The sequence below is a fragment of the Lysinibacillus sp. FSL M8-0337 genome (assembly GCF_038593855.1).
GTDB lineage: Bacteria > Bacillota > Bacilli > Bacillales_A > Planococcaceae > Lysinibacillus > Lysinibacillus sphaericus_D.
The window spans coordinates 980,763-1,001,623 of the sequence record NZ_CP151996.1 but is presented as its reverse complement, the minus strand read 5'-3'; the positions used below and the strand labels follow the sequence as shown (position 1 = coordinate 1,001,623).

Annotated in this window: 19 protein-coding genes; 2 read left to right on the top strand and 17 right to left on the bottom strand. The window is 38.2% G+C overall.

The window, feature by feature from the left end:
- Positions 1–108 precede the first annotated feature (108 nt).
- The 15 genes from spoVM to MKY08_RS04445 form a co-directional block, all read right to left on the bottom strand.
- Positions 109–213 carry a stage V sporulation protein SpoVM gene (spoVM, locus tag MKY08_RS04515; protein WP_103977638.1) on the bottom strand — a complete coding sequence of 35 codons (105 nt, stop codon included), beginning with the start codon at positions 211–213 and terminating at the stop codon, positions 109–111.
- Positions 214–231: 18 nt separating this feature from the next.
- The gene (locus tag MKY08_RS04510; protein ID WP_069510174.1) at positions 232–885 is read right to left on the bottom strand and encodes a thiamine diphosphokinase; all 654 of its coding nucleotides are present in this window, start codon (positions 883–885) and stop codon (positions 232–234) included.
- Positions 882–1,550, bottom strand: a complete 669-nt coding sequence (gene rpe, locus MKY08_RS04505; protein ID WP_069510176.1) for a ribulose-phosphate 3-epimerase — start codon at positions 1,548–1,550, stop codon at positions 882–884. The genes MKY08_RS04510 and rpe overlap by 4 nt, the downstream gene beginning before the upstream one ends.
- A gap of 2 nt (positions 1,551–1,552) precedes the next feature.
- Positions 1,553–2,437, bottom strand: coding sequence for a ribosome small subunit-dependent GTPase A (gene rsgA / locus MKY08_RS04500; RefSeq protein ID WP_069510178.1), 885 nt, complete (start codon positions 2,435–2,437; stop codon positions 1,553–1,555).
- Positions 2,438–2,448: 11 nt separating this feature from the next.
- Positions 2,449–4,419, bottom strand: coding sequence for a Stk1 family PASTA domain-containing Ser/Thr kinase (pknB, locus tag MKY08_RS04495; protein WP_069510180.1), 1,971 nt, complete (start codon positions 4,417–4,419; stop codon positions 2,449–2,451).
- A gap of 2 nt (positions 4,420–4,421) precedes the next feature.
- Complete coding sequence (locus tag MKY08_RS04490) at positions 4,422–5,171, bottom strand: Stp1/IreP family PP2C-type Ser/Thr phosphatase (RefSeq protein ID WP_024362083.1); 750 nt, start codon at positions 5,169–5,171, stop codon at positions 4,422–4,424.
- Positions 5,172–5,177: 6 nt separating this feature from the next.
- Complete coding sequence (gene rlmN / locus MKY08_RS04485; protein WP_069510181.1) at positions 5,178–6,320, bottom strand: 23S rRNA (adenine(2503)-C(2))-methyltransferase RlmN; 1,143 nt, start codon at positions 6,318–6,320, stop codon at positions 5,178–5,180.
- On the bottom strand, positions 6,320–7,681 hold the full coding sequence (gene rsmB, locus MKY08_RS04480) for a 16S rRNA (cytosine(967)-C(5))-methyltransferase RsmB (RefSeq protein WP_069510183.1): 1,362 nt from the start codon (positions 7,679–7,681) through the stop codon (positions 6,320–6,322). The genes rlmN and rsmB overlap by 1 nt, the downstream gene beginning before the upstream one ends.
- A complete protein-coding gene (fmt, locus tag MKY08_RS04475; protein ID WP_069510185.1) occupies positions 7,678–8,619 on the bottom strand; it encodes a methionyl-tRNA formyltransferase in 942 nt (313 codons plus the stop codon). The genes rsmB and fmt overlap by 4 nt, the downstream gene beginning before the upstream one ends.
- A gap of 1 nt (position 8,620) precedes the next feature.
- Positions 8,621–9,115 (bottom strand): peptide deformylase, encoded by a 495-nt coding sequence (def, locus tag MKY08_RS04470; protein ID WP_069510187.1) that lies wholly within the window; start codon positions 9,113–9,115, stop codon positions 8,621–8,623.
- Positions 9,116–9,238: 123 nt separating this feature from the next.
- Positions 9,239–11,653, bottom strand: coding sequence for a primosomal protein N' (priA, locus tag MKY08_RS04465; RefSeq protein WP_069510189.1), 2,415 nt, complete (start codon positions 11,651–11,653; stop codon positions 9,239–9,241).
- Positions 11,650–12,657, bottom strand: a complete 1,008-nt coding sequence (coaBC, locus tag MKY08_RS04460) for a bifunctional phosphopantothenoylcysteine decarboxylase/phosphopantothenate--cysteine ligase CoaBC (protein ID WP_069510191.1) — start codon at positions 12,655–12,657, stop codon at positions 11,650–11,652. The genes priA and coaBC overlap by 4 nt, the downstream gene beginning before the upstream one ends.
- A 129-nt stretch (positions 12,658–12,786) precedes the next feature.
- Positions 12,787–13,014 carry a DNA-directed RNA polymerase subunit omega gene (gene rpoZ, locus MKY08_RS04455; RefSeq protein ID WP_024362090.1) on the bottom strand — a complete coding sequence of 76 codons (228 nt, stop codon included), beginning with the start codon at positions 13,012–13,014 and terminating at the stop codon, positions 12,787–12,789.
- A 4-nt stretch (positions 13,015–13,018) separates the two neighbouring features.
- Positions 13,019–13,636, bottom strand: a complete 618-nt coding sequence (gene gmk / locus MKY08_RS04450) for a guanylate kinase (protein ID WP_024362091.1) — start codon at positions 13,634–13,636, stop codon at positions 13,019–13,021.
- A 43-nt stretch (positions 13,637–13,679) separates the two neighbouring features.
- Complete coding sequence (locus MKY08_RS04445; protein WP_069510194.1) at positions 13,680–14,555, bottom strand: YicC/YloC family endoribonuclease; 876 nt, start codon at positions 14,553–14,555, stop codon at positions 13,680–13,682.
- 305 nt (positions 14,556–14,860) lie between these two features.
- Between MKY08_RS04445 and MKY08_RS04440 the strand changes: the two genes are divergently transcribed.
- Positions 14,861–16,555 carry an NFACT RNA binding domain-containing protein gene (locus MKY08_RS04440; protein ID WP_069510196.1) on the top strand — a complete coding sequence of 565 codons (1,695 nt, stop codon included), beginning with the start codon at positions 14,861–14,863 and terminating at the stop codon, positions 16,553–16,555.
- Positions 16,556–16,866: 311 nt separating this feature from the next.
- Here the strand turns inward: MKY08_RS04440 and MKY08_RS04435 are convergent, their stop codons facing one another.
- Positions 16,867–17,013 (bottom strand): hypothetical protein, encoded by a 147-nt coding sequence (locus MKY08_RS04435; protein WP_342534767.1) that lies wholly within the window; start codon positions 17,011–17,013, stop codon positions 16,867–16,869.
- A gap of 564 nt (positions 17,014–17,577) precedes the next feature.
- The gene (locus tag MKY08_RS04430; RefSeq protein ID WP_069510198.1) at positions 17,578–17,934 is read right to left on the bottom strand and encodes a hypothetical protein; all 357 of its coding nucleotides are present in this window, start codon (positions 17,932–17,934) and stop codon (positions 17,578–17,580) included.
- Positions 17,935–19,050: 1,116 nt separating this feature from the next.
- Between MKY08_RS04430 and MKY08_RS04425 the strand changes: the two genes are divergently transcribed.
- On the top strand, positions 19,051–20,736 hold the full coding sequence (locus MKY08_RS04425) for a methyl-accepting chemotaxis protein (protein ID WP_069510202.1): 1,686 nt from the start codon (positions 19,051–19,053) through the stop codon (positions 20,734–20,736).
- The last annotated feature ends 125 nt before the right edge of the window (positions 20,737–20,861 follow it).

Genomic DNA, 20,861 nt, shown 5'->3' with positions numbered 1-20,861 from the left:
AAAAAATCGATTTCGCATAAAGCGTAAATCGATTTTTTTCTTTCATTTTTCAAGGCACACTACCAACCGCCTTTATATAGCTATTAAACAGGAAAAATCCGACTGGCATCAGTCGGATTTTTTAGCTTCTTTCTTATCTTTTTTAAATAGATTAATACACGTACGCGTAATGCTACTAACAAATTTCGGCAGTTGGAACGTATATACTTTCAGGACTCTCTCCCCCTTACGCTAATCTATGCTTCTTATCATTAAACATATGCCTTGCGTGAAGGATATAGACCCTGAAGTGCCTATTATTTCATTACTTGTAAATCGAGTTGAACCTAACGAAATTTCTTCGTTCGTTGTTTCATATTTTACATGCCTTAAAGTAACGCCCTGTATTGCTTGCTCATGGGCAAAAAAAGACAAATAGCGATAACGCTCATCCGCTTGAATTGTGTGGGTGCCTGGCACCAAAAACTGTATCGTGTTTGCATGGTTGATAATTTTCAACACAAGATCAGGATGTTCAAGCTGTAATCGATAAATGGAACGCACAGCCGCCTCATAATGATCTAAACGCCCACCTGTAACCCCTGTTAACACAATTTCTCTAGGAGCGTAGGTTAACGCTTTTAACAGCGCTAAATCTGTGTCGGTTTCATTCTTTTCTTCACGGAAGCGTTGGGCATCCTGCGCATGTTTCATAACATTTTGATATTCCTCTTGTGATAACGAGTCAAAGTCGCCAACAATGGCATGCGGTGTAATACCTTGCTCAATTAAATACAGTGCACCTCGGTCCGCACCAATAAATAGGACATCATGTTGTTTACTATACGATTCTAAGGAACAAAGCTCCTCTTTCGGACCGCCTGCACAAACGACAACAGTAGTCATCCTTTAATCGCTGCCTCACCAGCAGCTAAAATCTCTTGAAGTGCCGCTGTACGATCCTCTTTACTATAAATCGCTGAACCTGCTACAAAAATAGTTGCACCTGCTTTGGCACATGGAACAATTGTTTCTGCATTAATACCACCATCAATTTCAATCGCAATGTCTAAATTACGCTCTTTAATAATTGTGGATAATGCTTCAATTTTAGGTACAACAGAATGAATGAATTTTTGACCACCAAATCCAGGATTCACTGTCATGAATAACACCATATCAATATCTTCTAATATGTGCTGAATCGTTTCAATCGGTGTATGCGGATTTAAAACGACACCTGGCTTAACACCGTAAGAACGAATTAATTGAATCGTACGATGTAAATGGCGACAAGCTTCTACATGTACCGTAATATAATCCGCTCCTGCTTTGGCAAATTGTTCAATATATTGATCGGGATTTTCAATCATTAAATGAACATCTAATGGTAAATCAGTTAAAGGACGAATCGCATCCAACACAATGGATCCAAATGAAATATTCGGTACAAAATGACCGTCCATTACGTCGATATGAATAAGCTTTGCACCTGCTCGTTCTACATCTTTTACTTCTTCTCCTAGTTTAGCAAAGTTTGCTGCTAAAATTGATGGTGCTATTTGTATCATGATTAATACCTCGGCTTTCGATCCATAATTTCTTGCATAAATTGTTCATAATGTTTGTAACGGTACTCGCGTATTTCGCCAGCTTCGACTGCAACTTTAACCGCACATTTTGGTTCTTTTAAATGCAAACAGCCTCTGAATTTACAGTTCTCAGCAATTCGCGTTATCTCTGGGAAACATGCCCCTAGCTCTTCTTTTTCAATTTCATCAAAATCAAACGAACTAAATCCAGGCGTATCCGCCAATAAACCATCACATACTTCTATCAGCTCAACATGGCGGGTCGTATGCTTTCCTCGTCCTAAGCTCTGTGAAATAATGCCTGTTTTTAAATTTAAATCAGGTATTAGCGTATTGAGAAGCGTTGATTTCCCAACACCAGATTGTCCCGCAAGCACCGATGTCTTTCCTTTTAAAATCGGCTGAAGACGTTCTACTAATTCTTCTTCATCTTTATAAGTTTGAAGCACCGTATACCCTATGTTTTCATAATCTGCGATATAGCCCTGTAATTCCTCACGCTCATCGTCTTGTAATAAGTCCATCTTCGTCAGACAGATAATGGGGTGTACATGAAATGACTCTAAAACAACTAGAAAGCGATCCAATAAAATCGTATTAAAGTTCGGCTCTTTTACTGAAAATACTAAAATGCCTTGATCGATATTGGCGATGGGCGGACGAACTAGTTCATTTTGACGATCCATAATTTTTTGAATCGTACCATCCGAGCCTTCCGTTTCAAGTGTATACTCTACAAGATCACCGACGAGTGGCGATTCTCCCCGATTGCGAAAGACGCCACGTCCTCGGCACTGTATAAGTTCCTTCCCATCGTAAACATAATAATAACCACTTAACGCTTTACGGATTTGGCCTTGCGCCATCCAATTCCCCCTTATTTAACATCATCATAATTAAAGCTATCCGACTCAATAATTTCTGAATCACGGATAATTTTATAAGCCGCTTCTTCGCCTTCTACAATGACAAGTTGTATTTTGTATTGTTGGTCACTAGTAATGGTGAATTCATCAAAAGCTTTCACCATGGTATGATTTTTATCTTGAATTTCAATGCGTATTACTTGTTCAGCGCCTTCTTCTGTCGGTTCATATGGAATTAAAACATTTTTAATAAGTGTTTTCACTGGTTTTTCTGCAGGTCCTTTACTTAAAACAACTGCAATTGTATCGCCTTCCATTAAGCTGGTACCTGGTTTTGGCGTTTGCGAAATAACACTACCTGCTGCAACGGTATCACTATATTCTTCGCGAACAGTGCGCCATTTCAGCCCTACTCTTTTTACGTAATCATCCATTTGAGCTTTCGTATAATTCGCTACACTATCAACTGTAATCATTTTTACACCTTGGCTAATTGTAAATGTAATCGTTGCATCTTTAGCGATTATTTCCGCTCCTTCTTGCGGATCTTGCTCAATAATTTGCCCTTCAGGCAGTTTGGAATGCACATAATTTTTTTGGATGATTAGTTTATCCTTTAACAAAGCCTCTACTTGACTAATTTGTTGTCCAGTATAGTCATCAATTTTAACCGTTTCGACACCAAGACTAACTATTAATTCTATTTCTGTTCCTTTAACACGCTTTGCATCTTTTTCCGGATCAGTTTCAATGACTTTGCCCTTCTCAACATCTTCAGAATTTCGCTCTTCTTGTTGTTCAGCAACAACAAAGCCAGCTTCTTGTAATTTCTTTGTCGCATCTTCGACCGTTAAATTGGTCACATCAGGTACGGCAATTTTTTTCGGACTAAATAAATCTGTTGCAAATAAAAAGAAAAGGAACATTGCAATCACGACGATGAATAACCCTGCCACATACTTTGGCCACTTTTTCTTTTGTTTGACCGGCTCTACTTTTTCAACAGGTTTTTTCGCCTCTACCTTCTTTTGTGCGATAGGTTCCATTGCTCTTGTTTTAGTCAAATCTTCATCTTTTCGTATGAACTGTTCCTTAATGATAGGGATGGCTCTTGTCGCATCATTATCAATAGGAATTGTAAATTTTGGTTCATTGATACGAGCTGATGATAATACTGTTTCCAAGTCCTCTTGCATTTCTTCTACCGTAGCATAGCGATGAGATGCATCTTTTGCAGTTGCCTTTAAAACGACATTTTCAAGACTTTGTGGAATGGTACCATCAAATGCTCGAACAGATGGTGTCTCTGATTGCAAATGTTTAAGAGCAATTGAAACAGCGGACTCACCAGAAAACGGCAATTCGCCAGTAAGTAATTCATACAAGACAATTCCAAGCGCATAAATATCTGATTTATTTGTTGCCGTTCCACCACGTGCTTGCTCTGGTGATAAATAATGGACAGTGCCCAACACAGAGTTTGTTTGGGTGAAAGATGTGGCACTTAGCGTCATAGCTATTCCAAAATCCGTTATTTTCACATTTCCTTCCGCATCCATTAAAATATTTTGCGGTTTAATGTCACGGTGAATAATATGATTTTCATGAGCATTGGCAATCGCTGACGTTAATTGCTTCATAATATGCACACTTCGAGCAGGAGAAATCGGTGCAAATTCCTGTATGTACTGCTTTAACGTCTTTCCTTGAACATATTCCATGACAATATAATGTAAGTCTCCATCATCACCTACATCATAAATACTAACAATATTCGGATGTGTAAGGCTTGTAACTGAAAGTGCCTCACGTTGAAAACGTCGATGTAATTCATCCTCATTGGTAAAATCATAGCGTAATATTTTTATCGCTACGTCCCTATTTAATATCATATCATGCGCCAAGTATACATTGGACATGCCTCCGCCACCAATGAGTTCTATAATTTTATAGCGGTCACTAATTCGTTTTCCTACAAGCATACTTACACCTCCTCATCTTGCCTTGTGAGTAACACGAGGGAGATATTGTCTTCCCCCCCGCTTGCATTTGCTAGTTCCACAAGCTTTCGCCCTTTTTCTTCAATTACATCTGGATAGGTAATGATAGATGCCATTTCATACACTGATAGTTTATTACTTAAACCGTCAGAACAAATGAGTAAATACGATTTTGGCGCTAGCTCTACTTCATAAAAGTCTGGTTCAATAGTTTCCTCTGTTCCAACAGCTTTTAAAATGAAATTTTTCTTTGGATGCGTCAATGCTTCCTCTTCGCTAATTTCACCATTTTCAAGCAGAACATTAACATAGGAGTGATCTCTTGTTATTTGTTGTGCGCCATCATCAAAGAAATAATACACGCGACTATCACCAACATGTGCAATGAAGCAATAATTCCCTTCAATTAACACGGCGATAAACGTCGTCCCCATTCCTTTACAGTCTTCGTGTGATAAAGAATAGTTGAATATATTTGTATTTAAAAGCTTAACTGCTTGTCGTAACCATTCTTTTTTTGATGTCATAGTTGCAAAATGATGTGCCTCTGCTTGTAAAAACACAGTTTCCATTTGTTTCATTGCCATATCACTCGCTACATCGCCAGCATTATGACCACCCATGCCATCCGCCACAAGTGCGAGTGCGAGCCCATCTGGACGTTTAAAAAAGGCAGCGCGGTCTTCATTAATTGCTCGTTTTAAACCAATATCACTTTCGACTGTGTATTTCATCACTGGTCACCTCGTTTCTTCAGATCTCTCTTTCGCACGTAATTGTCCGCAAGCCGCATCAATATCAGAACCTTGCTCTCTACGGATTGTTACATTGATACCATTTTTCTTTAATGTTTTTTCAAAAGCAAAAATTTTACTGCGAGATGTGCGAATATAATCACGTTCTGGTACGTAGTTTACAGGAATTAAGTTAACATGGCATTTTATACCTTTTATAAGAGCCGATAATTCTTCAGCCACTTCAACGGAATCATTTTCACCAGACATTAAACCATACTCAAAACTAACACGACGTCCCGTTTTTTTCGTATAGTAACGAACGGCTTCCATCAGTTCCTCTAATTTGTAGGCACGTGCAATAGGCATTAATTTTTGACGAGCCTCTTGGTTCGGTGCGTGCAAGGAAACAGCAAAGTTAATTTGCAGCTGTTCATCAGCAAATTGATAAATTTTTGGTACAATACCTGATGTTGAAACGGTAATATGACGGGCACCAATGTTTAAGCCCTTTTCATGATTGATTACTTTTAGGAAGTTCATCATGGCATCATAGTTATCGAAAGGTTCGCCTATGCCCATAATAACGATATGAGATACACGTTCGTTTACTTCATCTAAAGCTTGCTGTACTTTGACAACTTGCTCCACAATTTCCCCCGCTAATAAATGACGTTTTAGTCCACCTAACGTTGATGCACAGAACGTACAACCAATTCGACAGCCAACTTGCGTTGTGACACAAACGGAGTTGCCATATTCATGGCGCATTAAAACTGTTTCAATGGAATAGCCATCTTGTAATTGGAATAAAAATTTAATCGTACCATCTTTTGATTCTTGTTTAATAATCGTTGACAACGTTGTTAAAGCAAAGCTTGCCTCTAACTTGTCACGTAATGCTTTAGATAGATTAGACATTTCCTCAAATGTTTTTACTCGTTTATTGTATAGCCAATCAAAAATTTGTGCCGCGCGGAATGCTTTTTCCCCATTTTCTATTAGCCATTCTTCTAATTGGTGCGGTTGTAATGAATAAATGGATTCTTTTAAATTTGGTTTTTCTTTTTTCGCTCGTCGAACAGGCTTATCTTCCGCTTCCTCGACTAAATCGTTAATACGTTCATTAAATTGCTCTTGATCCACCATTAGTTGGATTCTCCTTTTTTACGAAAGGCCGCGACGAAGAAACCATCGCTGCCGAAGTCTTGTGGAAAGACTTGAAGCATGCCATTTGCTTGCTTTTCCGCTAATTTTGTTGGTAAAGATTCTAGTTGTATAGCTTCCATTTCTGGATGCTCTGTTAAAAAGGCCTCAACAGTGCCTTCGTTTTCTTGTTTATCGACTGTGCATGTACTATAGACAAGCTTGCCATCTTGTTTTAATACTTTCGTTGCCGCATCGAGGAGCGCCAGTTGAATTTTTTGAAGATTTTCTAAATCCTCTTCACGCTTCGTATATTTAATATCTGGCTTACGACGCATAACCCCTAAGCCACTACAAGGTGCATCGACTAACACCGCATCGAATGATTCCAATTGTAAAAAGTCTGGAGCCTTGCGTCCATCAATCGGAGCCGTTTCTACAATATCAAGTCCTAGACGTTCTGTATTATGGTCGATTAAATCTAATTTATGTGGATGTAAATCCGTTGCCAAAATAGAACCTTTATTGCCCATTTTCTCCGCTAGATGCGTTGTTTTACCACCTGGTGCTGCACACATATCTAAGACGCGCATACCAGGAGAAGGATTCAACACATTTGCAGGAATCATGGAGCTTTCATCTTGAATGGTAATCACACCATCTTGAAATGCCTTTGTACGAGCAGGTTGCCCATTTGTGACATGAAGACATTCTGGCATTAGGTCACTTTGCTGTACTGTTAAGCCTTCCGCTTGTAAACTGGCAATCGCTTGTTCTGGAGTCGCCACGGTTCTATTGACGCGCACCGTTTGCACCGGTGGAACATTATTTTCGTGAAGCATTGCTGTCGCTACTTCCAGACCATAATTATGAACAAAGCGTTCAACTAACCATTGTGGATGACTCGTTGCAATAGCAAGACGTTCGATAGGGTCTGTTATATCCTCTATCGCTCTTACGCCTTGACGCAAGATAGAACGCAAAATACCATTGACTGTCGAAGCAATCCCCTGGTGCCCACGACGTTTTGCAATTTCTACCGCTTCATTTACGGCTGCATGCGGTGGTATACGTGTTAAAAAGTGCATTTGATATAGCGACAAACGCAGTAGCCAACGCACCCAATGATCTAGTTTACCACGAATAAATGGCTCTAAATAGTAGTCAAGAGTCATTTTATATTGAAGCGTCCCATACGTAATTTCTGTTAAAAGTGCACGATCCTTTGCTTCTATTTTATGGCGTTTAATCGTTTCGTGTAAAAGTAAATTACTATACGCTTGGTTTTTATCAACTGCTAATAGGATAGAAAGTGCGGCATCTCGTACATTGCCATCCCAAATTACTACGCTTTTTTTACTCATTTAAATTGGTCCCCGATCTGTAATTTCGAACCTGTGCCTCGCAAATAATCCTCTGCCGTCATTCGTTTTTTTCCTGCTGGTTGAATATCGTATAATGCCAGTGCTGTCCCATTGCCAGCCGCAACTTCAAAATGATCCTTTGCAATTGCTACCACTGTACCAGGTGTCACGTTATGTTTCGCTTGTCCAACTTGTGCCCACCAAATTTTAAAGTTGCCTTCTTCAAATGTTGTATAGGCTACTGGCCAAGGGTGTAATCCTCGCACTTGATTGTAGAGAGTCGTGGCATCCTTTGTCCAATCAATTCGCTCCTGTTCACGCGATATATTGCTGGCAAATGTCACTTGTGTTTCATCTTGTACTGTCCGGCTATTTGTTCTATTAATAATAGAAGGAAGTGTTTCTTTTAATAGCTCACACCCTACAACACTTAATTTATTAAATAGACCACCTGTATGGTCATCTTCTTCAATAGCGATTGCCTTTTGAGATATGATGTCGCCTGCATCTAACTTCTCCGCCATATACATAATAGTTACGCCTGTTTCTTTTTCACCATCCATAATGGCTTGGTGAATTGGCGCTCCTCCACGATATTTCGGTAAAAGGGAGGCATGCACATTAATGCAGCCAAGTGGCGGTGCATCAAGCAATTCTTTCGGTAAAATTTGTCCAAAAGCTGCTGTAATAACGATATCTGGTTGTAAATCTAGTATTTGCTGTAATTCCTCAGAGCCACGCAGCTTTTCTGGTTGAATAACAGGTAGTCCTAATTCCAATGCCGCTGCTTTAACAGGTGGCGGTGTTAGCACTCGCTTACGTCCAACTGGTCGATCTGGTTGCGTCACAACAGCCTTGATATCATACCCCTCATTGTGTAGCATACGCAAAATTGGCGCTGAGAAATCAGGTGTCCCCATAAAAATAATTGACGTCATATTATTCCTCCTCTTCTGCGTACATTTCTTCTAGCTCTTCTTCTGTCACAATGCGTTTAATTTTGGAATCAAATAAAATGCCATCTAAATGGTCGATTTCATGTAAAATCGCTCGCGCTTCAAAGCCGCCAGCTTCAAGCTCATAGACACGCCCTTCTCGGTCACAAGCTTCAATTTTTACATAATCAGGACGTTCAACTTCTCCATATAATCCAGGGAAGCTTAAGCATCCTTCGATATCCACTTCTGCTCCGTCTGTTTTAATAACAGTAGGGTTAATCATTTCTAAAATATCTCTTTCTTCACCTAGTTCAACAATTGCCACGCGTAGTCCAACATTAATTTGTGGTGCGGCAATCCCCACACCATCATATTCCACCATCGTGTCATATAAATCATCAAGTAATGCAATAATCTCTTCGTTAATTTCTGTTACTTCAGCACATGGTGTAGATAATACTTTTGCTGGATGTTCGATCACTTTTTTAATCGCCATTTCTCGTTCCTCATTTCTATTATATAAGGCGCTCTCTTGCCTTAATTTCAATATTAGGCAAATCGCCATTTGAATCAATTATGATGTATTCAAGCTTGCTCAAAAAGCAGCTATTGCACCTCTTTATATTGTAGACGGGTCTAAATCAACCGTCATTAATATCCCCTGTTTAATCCAATCTGCTCGATACATCGCAAGTAAACGTTGCAAGACAGGTATCAGATTTGGTTCAATTTTATATTTTATCAAACATTGATAGCGATATCTATTTTGGAGACGGCTAATACTCGCCACCGTTGGGCCAATAATGGACACTTGATTGGATAAATTCCCTCGAAGCCAATCTGCTGCGCGCCCCGCATACTCTGCTGCCATCATGACATCTTCATGGGATACTTGTATAAGTGCTACGAAATAATAAGGTGGGTAGCCAGAACGACGGCGTAAAAACATTTCTCGTTCATAAAATGGCTCGTAATCTTGTACTTTAGCTAATTCAATTGCATAATGCTCAGGCGTATAGGTTTGGATTACGACTTCGCCCGCTTTATCATGACGGCCTGCTCTACCACTTACCTGTGTAAGTAATTGGAAAGTTCGCTCCGCCGCACGGTAGTCTGGTAAATGTAAGGATGTATCGGCACTAAGCACACCAACAAGTGTAATATTAGGAAAATCAAGTCCCTTTGCAATCATTTGCGTACCGAGTAAAATATCAGCTTGCCCCTCACCAAATGCTTGCAAAATCTCTTCATGTGCCCCCTTGTGCTTTGTTGTATCAACATCCATTCGTAGTACTCTTGCTTCTGGAAATAATTTATAGATTTCTTCTTCTACCTTTTGTGTCCCTGTACCAAAATATCGAATATGCTCACTTTGACATTGCGGGCAAATTTGTGGCACCTGTTCTTCATAACCACAGTAATGACATTTAAGTTTTTCAGTTGTACGATGATAGGTTAATGAAATATCACAGTTCGGACATTGTACAACCGTTCCACAATCACGACATAGCACAAAGGACGAATAACCTCTTCGATTTAAAAACAACACCATCTGTTCTTGTCGTTCAAGTCGCGTCCGTATCCCTTCAATCAGTAGTTCAGAAAACATTGAGCGATTTCCTTTTTGGAGTTCCTCTCGCATATCTGCGACATATACAGTTGGCATTGCTTGATGCAGCGCACGCTGTTTTAACGTTAATAATGTATAGACCCCTTTTTTTGCACGAGCATATGACTCAAGAGCGGGTGTCGCACTCCCTAAAATAACAGGACAACGGAAGTATTGGCTTCGCCAAATGGCTACATCTCTCGCATGGTAACGGGGTGAATCTTCCTGCTTGTAAGTCGATTCATGTTCTTCATCTAAGATAATTAACCCTAAATTAGTAAAGGGGGCGAAAATGGCTGAACGAGCACCTACGACGACGCTTACTTTCCCTTGTTGAATTTTGCGCCACTCATCATACTTCTCTCCAACAGATAACCCACTATGCATTACGGCAACCATCTCACCAAAACGACTACGAAAACGCTCCGTCATTTGGGGCGTTAACGAAATTTCAGGCACTAGCATAATGGCTTCCTTGCCTTCATTTAAAACCTTTTGGATTGCTTGCAAGTAAACTTCCGTTTTGCCACTACCTGTAACACCTTGCAATAAAAAGGTGGAAGCAGATTGTGTATCAATAGCATGCGTAATTGCCTTTAATGCAACTGCTTGTTCGTCCGTTAATTGTAAGGACTGTGTACGTGCAACATCCTTTGTAAAAGGATCGCGATACACTTCTTCCTGTATAAAACTTGCTGCGCCTTTTTCAATAACCCCTTGCAATACAGCAGCAGAGACAGCAGTTGCTTCATAAATTTGCTGTGGTGTAAAAACTTCACCTAAATGCGAAGCCATCCACTCAATTAAAGAACGTTGCTTCACAGCTCTTGATGCCTCTTGCATAGCATTGCTTAATGCTTGTTCGTCTTCAGAAATCTTTACCATACGAACTGCTTTTACATTGCCTTGTTGCTTTACGACATTTTCTATTTTTACAATTTTATCGGCAATTAACGTTTTTAAGAGCGGCAATAATCCAGCCCGTTCAAATTCCTTAAAGTTTGCCTGTTGTCGCTTCCCGAAAATTTGTTGAACTGCCATTGGCAAAATCGTTTGATGATTGAGTAATTTGACGATTTTTTCATACTTAGCTCTTAATGCGGATGGTAGCATTACTTGCAATGCATCAATTTCATAGCAAATTGTTTCATTTTTAAGCCACTTTGCCATCAACAACATTTCTTCAGTAAAAACAGGCTCTATATCTAAAATTTGAGCAATCGGCTTTAGTTTATTTGTCGGAACTTCTGTTTCATGTTTTAAACCTACAACAAATCCTAGTACATTTCTCGGCCCAAATGGTACTTTTACACGACAGCCTTTCTCTATAACAGCTACCCATTCTGCAGGAACCGAATAGTCAAAAGAGCGATCTACATGGTATGTTGAAACATCCACTATGATTTCTGCATATAAAACGCTCATTGCAACTCACCTTGTAATATATGCTGCCATAAAACCTTTGCAAATTGTGTCGTATCTGAAATATTGACAATTTGTCCGTTTATTGTTGCTGTTTGACTATCATCAATCCATTCATCGGCTATTACTTGTAACATCGGATTCCCTAGTACTTTTTGTCCAAATGTCACTGCCTCTGTACCTTCAATGGATAGAATAGGGGCACTTTCAATTGTTGGTATGTTGGCTGCGTGGATAAATAAAAGCTGTGCGTTTTGCTTTTTAACGTTCTCTACTTGCGTTATAAGGTCATACACATTTGTTGCTTCTTCACCTAACAGAATGACATGTGCCCCTAGTGCTTGCGCTTCTCTCGCTAACGCTTGCCCAATCTTACCATTGGCCTTTGTGCTAATCACATGCTGATTATCCATAGGGATATAACTTGCTCCTGCTGTCACAAGCACCGTTCGTCCTACTAATGGCTTTGGAGCAAAAAAATACTGTTGCACAAGTGCCGTAATTTTCTCTGGCTCTTCTAAACGACCTTTCCCAACATAGCCACATGCTAAAAAGCCTTCTGACGGTTCGATAAATTGATAACCATCTGTTGCTAGTTGTGCCAAATTGCGCTTTACCGCTGGATGATCATACATATGGACATTCATCGCAGGTGCAATCCAAACGGGTACAGTAGTGGCAAGTAATGTCGTTGTCACCATATCATCTGCAATACCGTTTGCAAGTTTGCCAATCACATTGGCAGTTGCAGGTGCGACTAATATTAAATCTGCCCAGTCAGCTAAATCTATATGGGCAATGACATTGGAATCTTTTTCATCAAATGTATCGAAGTAGACATCATTTTTTGACATGACTTGAAAGCTTAATGGATTGACAAACTGTCGAGCTGATGCTGTCATGATGACCTTTACACGAGCACCCGCCTGTGATAGCTTACTCACTAGCGCTACAGCTTTATAAACCGCAATACCACCTGAAACACAAAGTAAAATATTTTTATTCATCTACAATGTCGTCCTTTCAAACGATAAGCTCCCAAAGGACAATTCCTCGGGAGCTCTCGACATTTTTGTATAATCAAAAAATCACTGCAGATTTTAACATTAACTGGCAAAAGCTTTATACCATCAATGTTAGATTTCGTCTTCGTACACAGCGGACTCATCCTGTGATACTTTCGTAAGTACACCTGCTGCTACCTCTTCAAGTGCTTTTCCTACATATTTATAGGAAACATATTTGTGTAGGCGCTCAGTACCTTCTACTTCTTGCATTTGACGAGCGCGCTTTGATGCTAAACTTACTAAAGAATATTTTGAATCAATTTCTTTCTTTAAGGCATCTACTGATGGGTATAACATTGGTTTATTCTCCTCTCAACATTGACAAATATCTTTTTTCAACACGTTCTCTTCGACAATGCTCGGCTTTAATAATCGCATTTATACGATCACAGGCATTTGTCACTTCATCATTTTCAACTACATAATCGTATAAGCTCATCATTTCAAGCTCTTCACTTGCAGTTGCAATGCGCTTTGCAATAACATCCGCTGTTTCTGTCCCACGGCCAACTAAACGATCTTTTAATTCCGTTAAACTTGGAGGGGCTAAGAAAATAAATAAGGCATCCGGTGCTTTTTTACGAATTTGCGCTGCTCCTTGTACTTCAATCTCCAAAAATACATCACGACCAGCATCAAGTGTTTCATTTACATAGGCTAACGGCGTGCCATAGTAATTTCCTACAAATTCAGCGTGTTCTAATAAGCCACCTTGGTCAATTAACGTTTCAAACTCTTCACGTGTCTTGAAAAAATAGTCTACACCATCTACTTCACCTTCGCGAGGATTTCGTGTTGTCATTGAGATGGAATACTCATAATTCGTATTCGGTTGAGAAAATAATTCTTTTCGCACTGTCCCTTTTCCTACACCAGACGGGCCAGACAGAACAATTAATAATCCACGTTCTTTTATCATTTATTCTCTATATCTCCCTTAATTTATAACAGATGCACGCATGTTATTCGATATTTTGAACTTGCTCACGCATCTTTTCTAAAATTGTTTTTGCCTGAACTACTGCAACGGCTGCTTCTGTCGATTGATTTTTAGAACCTATCGTATTGATTTCGCGATGGATTTCCTGCATTAAAAAGTCTAATTTACGCCCGATTGAAACGGTTTCTAGTAACGTTTCTTCCAGTTGGTTAAAATGACTATCTAATCGATCCAATTCTTCCGTTATGTCCACTCGTTCTGCAAATATCGCTACTTCTGCGAGTAAACGATCTTCTAAAAGCGCTACTTCTGCAATTTCAGCAATCCGTTCTACTAAACGTGTACGATATTTTTCAACAGCAAGTGAAGAACATGAACGTATTTGATTCACTTGTTCCTTTAGCTGTTCTTTATATTGTACAACAACCTCTTGCAATTCTTGCCCTTCACGCTCACGCATTTGAATCAACTGTCCAATGGCTTCTGTTACCGCATGTTCCACAGCACCTAATAAATCTTCTGGCGTTAGTTGCGGCTTTTCTTGCACTAATGCTTTCTCAAGCGCTAGTAGCTCCTGCATCGTCCATTTTTCTTCTAGCGGTACTTTACTTGCTAATTGTTCTTTTGCCTTACGATACGCTTCAATTAATGACCAATTAATTTCAATAGATTGCTCGACATTTTCTAAATCTTTTACATATACCATCACATCAATTTTCCCTCGGGATAAAGCTTGTGAAATTAATTTCTTAGCAAAAACTTCTGCTTCAAGCCATTCTTTCGGAAATTTTGCATGAATTTCTAAAAAACGATGGTTGACCGAGCGTATTTCTACGGTTAACTGAAAGTCTCTTGTTGTTGTGACACCTCTGCCAAAACCAGTCATACTACGCACCAAGGTTCGTCACACCTTTCTTTGCATACTGGGATAATTATAACATAAGCTCTGTCATTTATGACGTCTCTCCACAAAAAAATCGCTAGAGCAAAAATTAATTCTACCACATCTGTAGCTATATTTTAATATTCACCTAAAAAATGCTATGATAAACATACTAAAAAAGCATTCGTGCTTGAAATGGCTGTTTTGGGAACACTTTATAAAATCATGAATTGCACCATTGTAGTTCGTTTCAGCAGACCTTTTCAGCGCAAATACGAAAAACACAATGATGCAATATATCGTTGGAAAGAGGAATTAAAATGGCATTTGATGGTTTATTTACTTATTCAATGACAACAGACCTACAAAAATTAGTAACAGGTCGTATTACGAAAATACATCAACCTAACGCGCAGGAAGTTGTTTTACAAATCCGTGCAAATGGAGGGAACCATAAATTATTATTTTCTATCCACCCTTCCTATGCACGTGTACATCTTACAGAGCAAACAATCGAAAATCCTGCTGAACCCCCTATGTTTTGTATGCTTTTACGTAAGCATCTAGAGGGTGGTTTTATTTCTTCTATTAAACAGCATGAGTTAGATCGTATTATTATAGTAGAAATCCAAAGTAAAAATGAAATCGGTGATCCCATTGTACGGGAATTACATGCAGAAATTATGGGTCGCCATAGTAACCTGTTATTAATAGATACAGAACAAAATAAAATTATCGACAGTTTAAAACATTTATCACCTTCGATGAATAGTTTCCGAACAATATTACCTGGACAGCCTTATATCGCCCCACCTGCACAAAATAAATGGCAACCTCTTACGGTCACTGATGAGCAAGTAGCTGCATTTTTCGCAGAGCCAAAAACCGCTAAAGAAGTTGTGTCGCAATTTATTGGCTTTTCTCCTTTACATGCAGAGGAGTTGCTATTTCGTTTAACAGTTGCGTCAAACAAAGTTGGATGTTTCAAAGACTTTATGGCAGATTTTAATGATGGTGGCAAAGAACCAATGTATGTATCCGCACATAATAAAACATACTTCTCCCCAATTGCTTTAACACATTTACAAGGAGAGAAAACGGTCTATCCAAATGTCCATGAGCTTCTTGACCGTGTATTCTTTGCTCGCGCGGAACGAGATCGTGTGAAGCAACAAGCAGGAGATTTAGAACGCTGGTTACAAAACGAAATCGACAAACTATCATTAAAAATCAAAAAACTGACGAAAGACTTTGAACGCGCCTCCAAACTAGATCAGTTCCAATTGTATGGGGAACTATTGATGGCCAATATTTACGCTTTTGAAAAAGGTGTGAAGGAAGTGACCGTCACAAACTATTACAGTGAATCTGCTGAACAAGTAACGATTCCGGTAAGCGAGCGCAAAACACCGATTGAAAATGCACAAAGTTATTACACGAAATATACGAAGGCTAAAAATGCCCTTATTATGGTGCAAGAGCAACTCGAAAAAACAAGAGAAGAAATTACTTATTTCGAAATGTTAGCACAACAAGTGCAACAAGCATCACCTGGTGATATCGAGGAGATTCGTGAAGAATTAGCAGAACAAGGCTATTTAAAACTTCGTCACGCCAAGAAAAAGAAAAAACAGCTTAAACCTGAACCCGAACATTATCTATCATCTACAGGAATGCCCATTTCTGTAGGGAAAAACAACAAGCAAAATGATATGCTGACATTTAAAATAGCAAAGCGTACAGATATTTGGCTTCATACAAAAGATATACCAGGCTCTCATGTAGTCATTCACGATGCTAATCCAGATGATACGACATTGCGAGAAGCCGCAACCCTTGCCGCATATTTCTCAAAAGCTCGTGACTCATCCTCTGTTCCGGTAGATTATACAGAAATACGACAAGTCAAAAAGCCTAATGGTGCTAAACCTGGATTCGTTATTTACTTCGAACAAAAAACATTGTTTATAGACCCAGATGAAACGGTTATTTTACAATTAAAGAAACAGTCTTAAAAATAGCATTAGAGAAGAAGTGTAAGATTGATTATGGGATTGCTCCTAAAAAGATCATCCAACCAGTTGACGGTATTGAACCGGCGACTGGTTGTTTAGTATCGGTTAAGCTTTAATAATTTATATAGTCTTTGACCTTGATTGACATCTGTCTCACAGTGTAACAACTAACTGTACAGCTACTTCTCCAACCACTTCCTCTCCAACTCTGCGTACTTTTTAGCACCTCAATTTGTTGCTTTAAATACCGATTTTCCAAATGCTAATTTCGATTGTTCATTGTCCTGTTCAGGACCTTTACTAAAGCTATATTATTCGCCTACAGGTTGTTTCAAACGATTGACTTCGCCATTTCGCATCCAAGTTTCCACCTGTGTTTTATGGCGTATATTTAATTCCAATAGAATCTGTTTGATAGGTACACCCGCTAATCGCCTCTCAATGACTTTCATTTTCACTTCATAGGGATAACTCTTGTTCCCATAGAAAAAACACCTCCAAATGAAATTTAAGTATCTATACCCGAATTTCAATCGAAGATGCTTTTTTTATTTGTCTATACCGCTGGGGTCAGTTCCCTCATAAAGTTGTACTGTTTTACGAATTTTTTCTGTACTCAACTGGACTTAAACCGTCCAGTTTTTCTTTTATTCATTTTTTATTATAGTAACGTTGTAATCTTAGATGGTTTTTTCTGATTCTTAAACAGATTGAAAAAATGTTTGATAAATACATTTATTTAGAATGCCCAAAGAAGATCTCCATGAGCGTATTATCTAAGCAGTTCCCTTTACGTGACATCCTTTAGGTCATTCCGTACGTATCTACCATTCGTTGAAAGTAACCAATTTAATAAAGCTATTATTTCCATTTATTTCTAAAAAGTCTTAAAGACCTAGATTTATATGGATTTACAAAGTTAAGCAAAAAAATAAGGCACTTTCTATTCAAAGAATAGAATGTACCTATTTTTAATCGAAAAACAAATCTGTTATAGAAAACAAGTTTTTCACTAATCTCATCTACATTTCAAATTTAGTTAGATAGCCAGAATATTCAACTTTCCACCAATCCAAACCATATGGTTCTACATTAACTTTACTAAGATTTCCCCCATAAGGACTGTTGTTTATCATTTCTGTTACAGATAAATATTTAGGAGTACCAGAAGCTAGTGGGTATTCAGATTTGATATAGTAAGCATATCTTGTAACATAAACTTGTGCAGCAAATGGCTCAACAGTAACAGATGACTCCACTTGGTTTGGATTTTGAATTGGTGAAGAAGGTTGTACTACCTCTTCAGCACCTGCCGAAGTGCTAAATAATCCTGCTGATAATACTAGTGTTGCTACACTTAAAGTAATTTTTTTGAACATGGTATAATATACCTCCTAAGTTATTTTTTGTGCTATTTAAATATAACACGAAAATAACAAAAAGTAAATATTTGTTTATTTTGAATATTAAAATAATTAGTGCGGTTAGTTGGTCAGTAAAAAAATGCTGTATTTCCATAGTCCTTTAATTAAATTGAATTGGCGCTATACGGCGGAAGGGACAGAAATTCAAACTGTTCTTGATCTTTTCTAAAAATGGTTGGATTAGTTTTGCATGATGGATATGGGCATTATCAAATACAATAACGAAAAGCTTATTTGGATAACTAGCAACGACTTTTTCTAAGAACCTCAGAAATTCGACCGCTGTATATTGTTCTTATTACAAACCAAATACATCGCCTGTTTCGTAATCTAATGTCAATCCAATTTACACTTTGATCTCAACCATATGTGGGATGATTTTTTGTTGATTTTTTGGAAACCAAGTATTACCAATGTCTTGGTATTCACTGAACATCTACTCATCTTCAAATAAAATGCGAACAATTTGCCATTGATTAGTTTTTTCGTCTGTTCAAATTCTTTAAGGAAAACAGCTTGTTTGAGTGTATCCCCTTTCCAAATGTATACGTTGGTTGCATATAGTTTAAACCTGTATATTCGACATTTTTTAGTAAAATTTGCCCGAAAATAATATATATATAACTCAGAGTGAACAAATAATTTGTTGTCTTTCTGTTCTTTCATGGCAAACATAAATTTTTCTAAAACAGCAGGGATTTTTTCTTTAGGGATTAGTACAACGCATAATTTTTTCCGTATCATATCTGTTACGGGAAAATGAGAAAAATAGTTTTAATTTAAAATATAATCACCTTATATATGTTTTTTCTATTTTCGTCAAATTTACCCTTATCATCATCACATAGCATCTTTCATATTCAAAAGTATTCTCAGCAATCCGTACTATATAACGATAAAAATTTGTGTCCATTTCAATTTTCACAGGCAATGTGCCCTATCCTAAAATAAAAAGATTTTTAGCATGAATATTCTGAACTGTTTCTATCTCCGGTTATTGACTTCTCGCTTCTACGATGTCTTAATTTAACTATAAAAAATTTTAAAGCAATTTAGAAAGGGCGTATTACTATGTCTGTTGGCAAAAAATTAAGCTTCGGTTTTTTCTCAATTATTTTGATCTTATTTATGTCTTTGCTTATTTTGTTCAACCAATTTTCCAATATTGAGAAGAAAGTTGAAGCTGCATTAGAAGACCGCGTTTCCCAAGTAGAACTGTCAGATAGTATTCAATTTGAAATGGCAATGCAAGGTCTTTTTATTCGCGCAATGTTTATAGAAGATACAGCAAGTAATAAGGATAGTTTAATTAAACACGCTGGATTGTTAGATGAGCACGTTGCCGAAATTGCAAAAAAAGCAGATTCGCCCGAAATGGTTGAATATGCCAAAGAGCTTATTACATATAACGATGCTTTTAACAAAGCAGCTGATCGTGCTTTAGCTTTACATGATGAGGGAAAATTAGATGAGGCATTAAAAATAGTCAATAGTGATGCACAACAAGCAAATCGAGGACTACTAGAAGTATCAAATAAAGTTGTCGATTACCAAAAAACACAGCTAGAGAATATTACAGCAGAATCTAAAGAAGCAGTAAAAAATTCACAAATCATTTCGATTATAGCGATTATTATTGGTGTAGCACTTGGCATATTCCTAATGCTTTATGTACATCGCAAAGTTACTAGCCCTTTAAAATCTGTTGTAGCCGCTGCCAACAACATTGCAAACGGTGAATTATATCATCAAGATATTACCAATCACTCCAAAGATGAAATTGGACAACTAGCGATAGCCTTTAATACGATGAAAAGTAACTTAAGTAGTTTAATGACACATATTCAAAATAACTCAGAACATTTAACAGGCGCAGCCGAGGAGTTAACGGCCTCTACTGAAGAAGTTTCTGCTACAACAGAAGAAGTATCTTCACGCATTAATGAAACCGCCGCCGCGGCCGAAACCGCAACAATTGCTGCAAAGGAAAGTGCTGCCGCCATGGATGAAACAGCTACAGGTGTACAACGTATTGCAGAAGCAACACAACAGCTTCACCATAGCGCCATCGCCACATCAGAAACGGCCAATACAGGCAACAATATAATAGAAGAAGCCCAACAGCAAATGAATGTAATCAATGATTCTACTCAACTTATTAACACACTCGTTCAAAAACTAAGTAAACAATCAGTAGAAATCAGCAATATTACGGAAGTTATTACAGCAATTACAGATCAAACCAACCTGCTCGCTCTAAATGCCGCTATCGAAGCAGCACGCGCAGGTGAACACGGGAAAGGCTTTGCTGTTGTAGCAGATGAGGTGCGCAAGCTAGCCGAAGAATCAAAACAATCCGCTAATAAAATTGTCGTTTTAACACAAGATATTCAGCAAGATACAAAAAATGTAGAAAAAGCAGTAGTCGACGGTCTTCACTCTGTAAATGATGGTGTTAAAATGATTGGAGAAGCAGGCATTGCTTTCGAATCCATTGTTCAAGCAATTACGACGATGTCCGATCAAATTGAAGATATTTCAGCAACATCAGAAGAAATATCTGCCAGCGCTGAACAAGTAGCCGCATCAGTTGCTGAAATTGCTTACGGCGCTTCAGCAAGTGCGGATAATACAAAGATTATTGCCGAAGCAATGAAAGAACAAGCAGCTACAATTCAACAAGTAAACTTCGTTGCCACAGAATTAAGCGAGAAATCATTAGAGTTGCAAAATCAGATTCACCAATTTAAGTTATAAAACAACAAGTAAACATTCTAGGTAAACGCTGAAAACGAGACAGCGTTCATCCTAGAGTGTTTTTTTATATGATTTTTTTAGAAATAATTGGATAAACTGATTGAAAAAGCGATATATTTTGACAT

Excerpts from the sequence above, each read along its gene's own strand:
- MKY08_RS04510 (WP_069510174.1), bottom strand. The coding sequence starts at position 885 with ATGACTACTGTTGTCGTTTGTGCAGGCGGTCCGAAAGAGGAGCTTTGT.
- rpe (WP_069510176.1), bottom strand. The coding sequence starts at position 1,550 with ATGATACAAATAGCACCATCAATTTTAGCAGCAAACTTTGCTAAACTA.
- rsgA (WP_069510178.1), bottom strand. The coding sequence starts at position 2,437 with ATGGCGCAAGGCCAAATCCGTAAAGCGTTAAGTGGTTATTATTATGTT.
- pknB (WP_069510180.1), bottom strand. The coding sequence starts at position 4,419 with ATGCTTGTAGGAAAACGAATTAGTGACCGCTATAAAATTATAGAACTC.
- MKY08_RS04490 (WP_024362083.1), bottom strand. The coding sequence starts at position 5,171 with ATGAAATACACAGTCGAAAGTGATATTGGTTTAAAACGAGCAATTAAT.
- rlmN (WP_069510181.1), bottom strand. The coding sequence starts at position 6,320 with ATGGTGGATCAAGAGCAATTTAATGAACGTATTAACGATTTAGTCGAG.
- rsmB (WP_069510183.1), bottom strand. The coding sequence starts at position 7,681 with ATGAGTAAAAAAAGCGTAGTAATTTGGGATGGCAATGTACGAGATGCC.
- fmt (WP_069510185.1), bottom strand. The coding sequence starts at position 8,619 with ATGACGTCAATTATTTTTATGGGGACACCTGATTTCTCAGCGCCAATT.
- def (WP_069510187.1), bottom strand. The coding sequence starts at position 9,115 with ATGGCGATTAAAAAAGTGATCGAACATCCAGCAAAAGTATTATCTACA.
- priA (WP_069510189.1), bottom strand. The coding sequence starts at position 11,653 with ATGAGCGTTTTATATGCAGAAATCATAGTGGATGTTTCAACATACCAT.
- coaBC (WP_069510191.1), bottom strand. The coding sequence starts at position 12,657 with ATGAATAAAAATATTTTACTTTGTGTTTCAGGTGGTATTGCGGTTTAT.
- rpoZ (WP_024362090.1), bottom strand. The coding sequence starts at position 13,014 with ATGTTATACCCATCAGTAGATGCCTTAAAGAAAGAAATTGATTCAAAA.
- gmk (WP_024362091.1), bottom strand. The coding sequence starts at position 13,636 with ATGATAAAAGAACGTGGATTATTAATTGTTCTGTCTGGCCCGTCTGGT.
- MKY08_RS04440 (WP_069510196.1), top strand. The coding sequence starts at position 14,861 with ATGGCATTTGATGGTTTATTTACTTATTCAATGACAACAGACCTACAA.
- MKY08_RS04430 (WP_069510198.1), bottom strand. The coding sequence starts at position 17,934 with ATGTTCAAAAAAATTACTTTAAGTGTAGCAACACTAGTATTATCAGCA.
- MKY08_RS04425 (WP_069510202.1), top strand. The coding sequence starts at position 19,051 with ATGTCTGTTGGCAAAAAATTAAGCTTCGGTTTTTTCTCAATTATTTTG.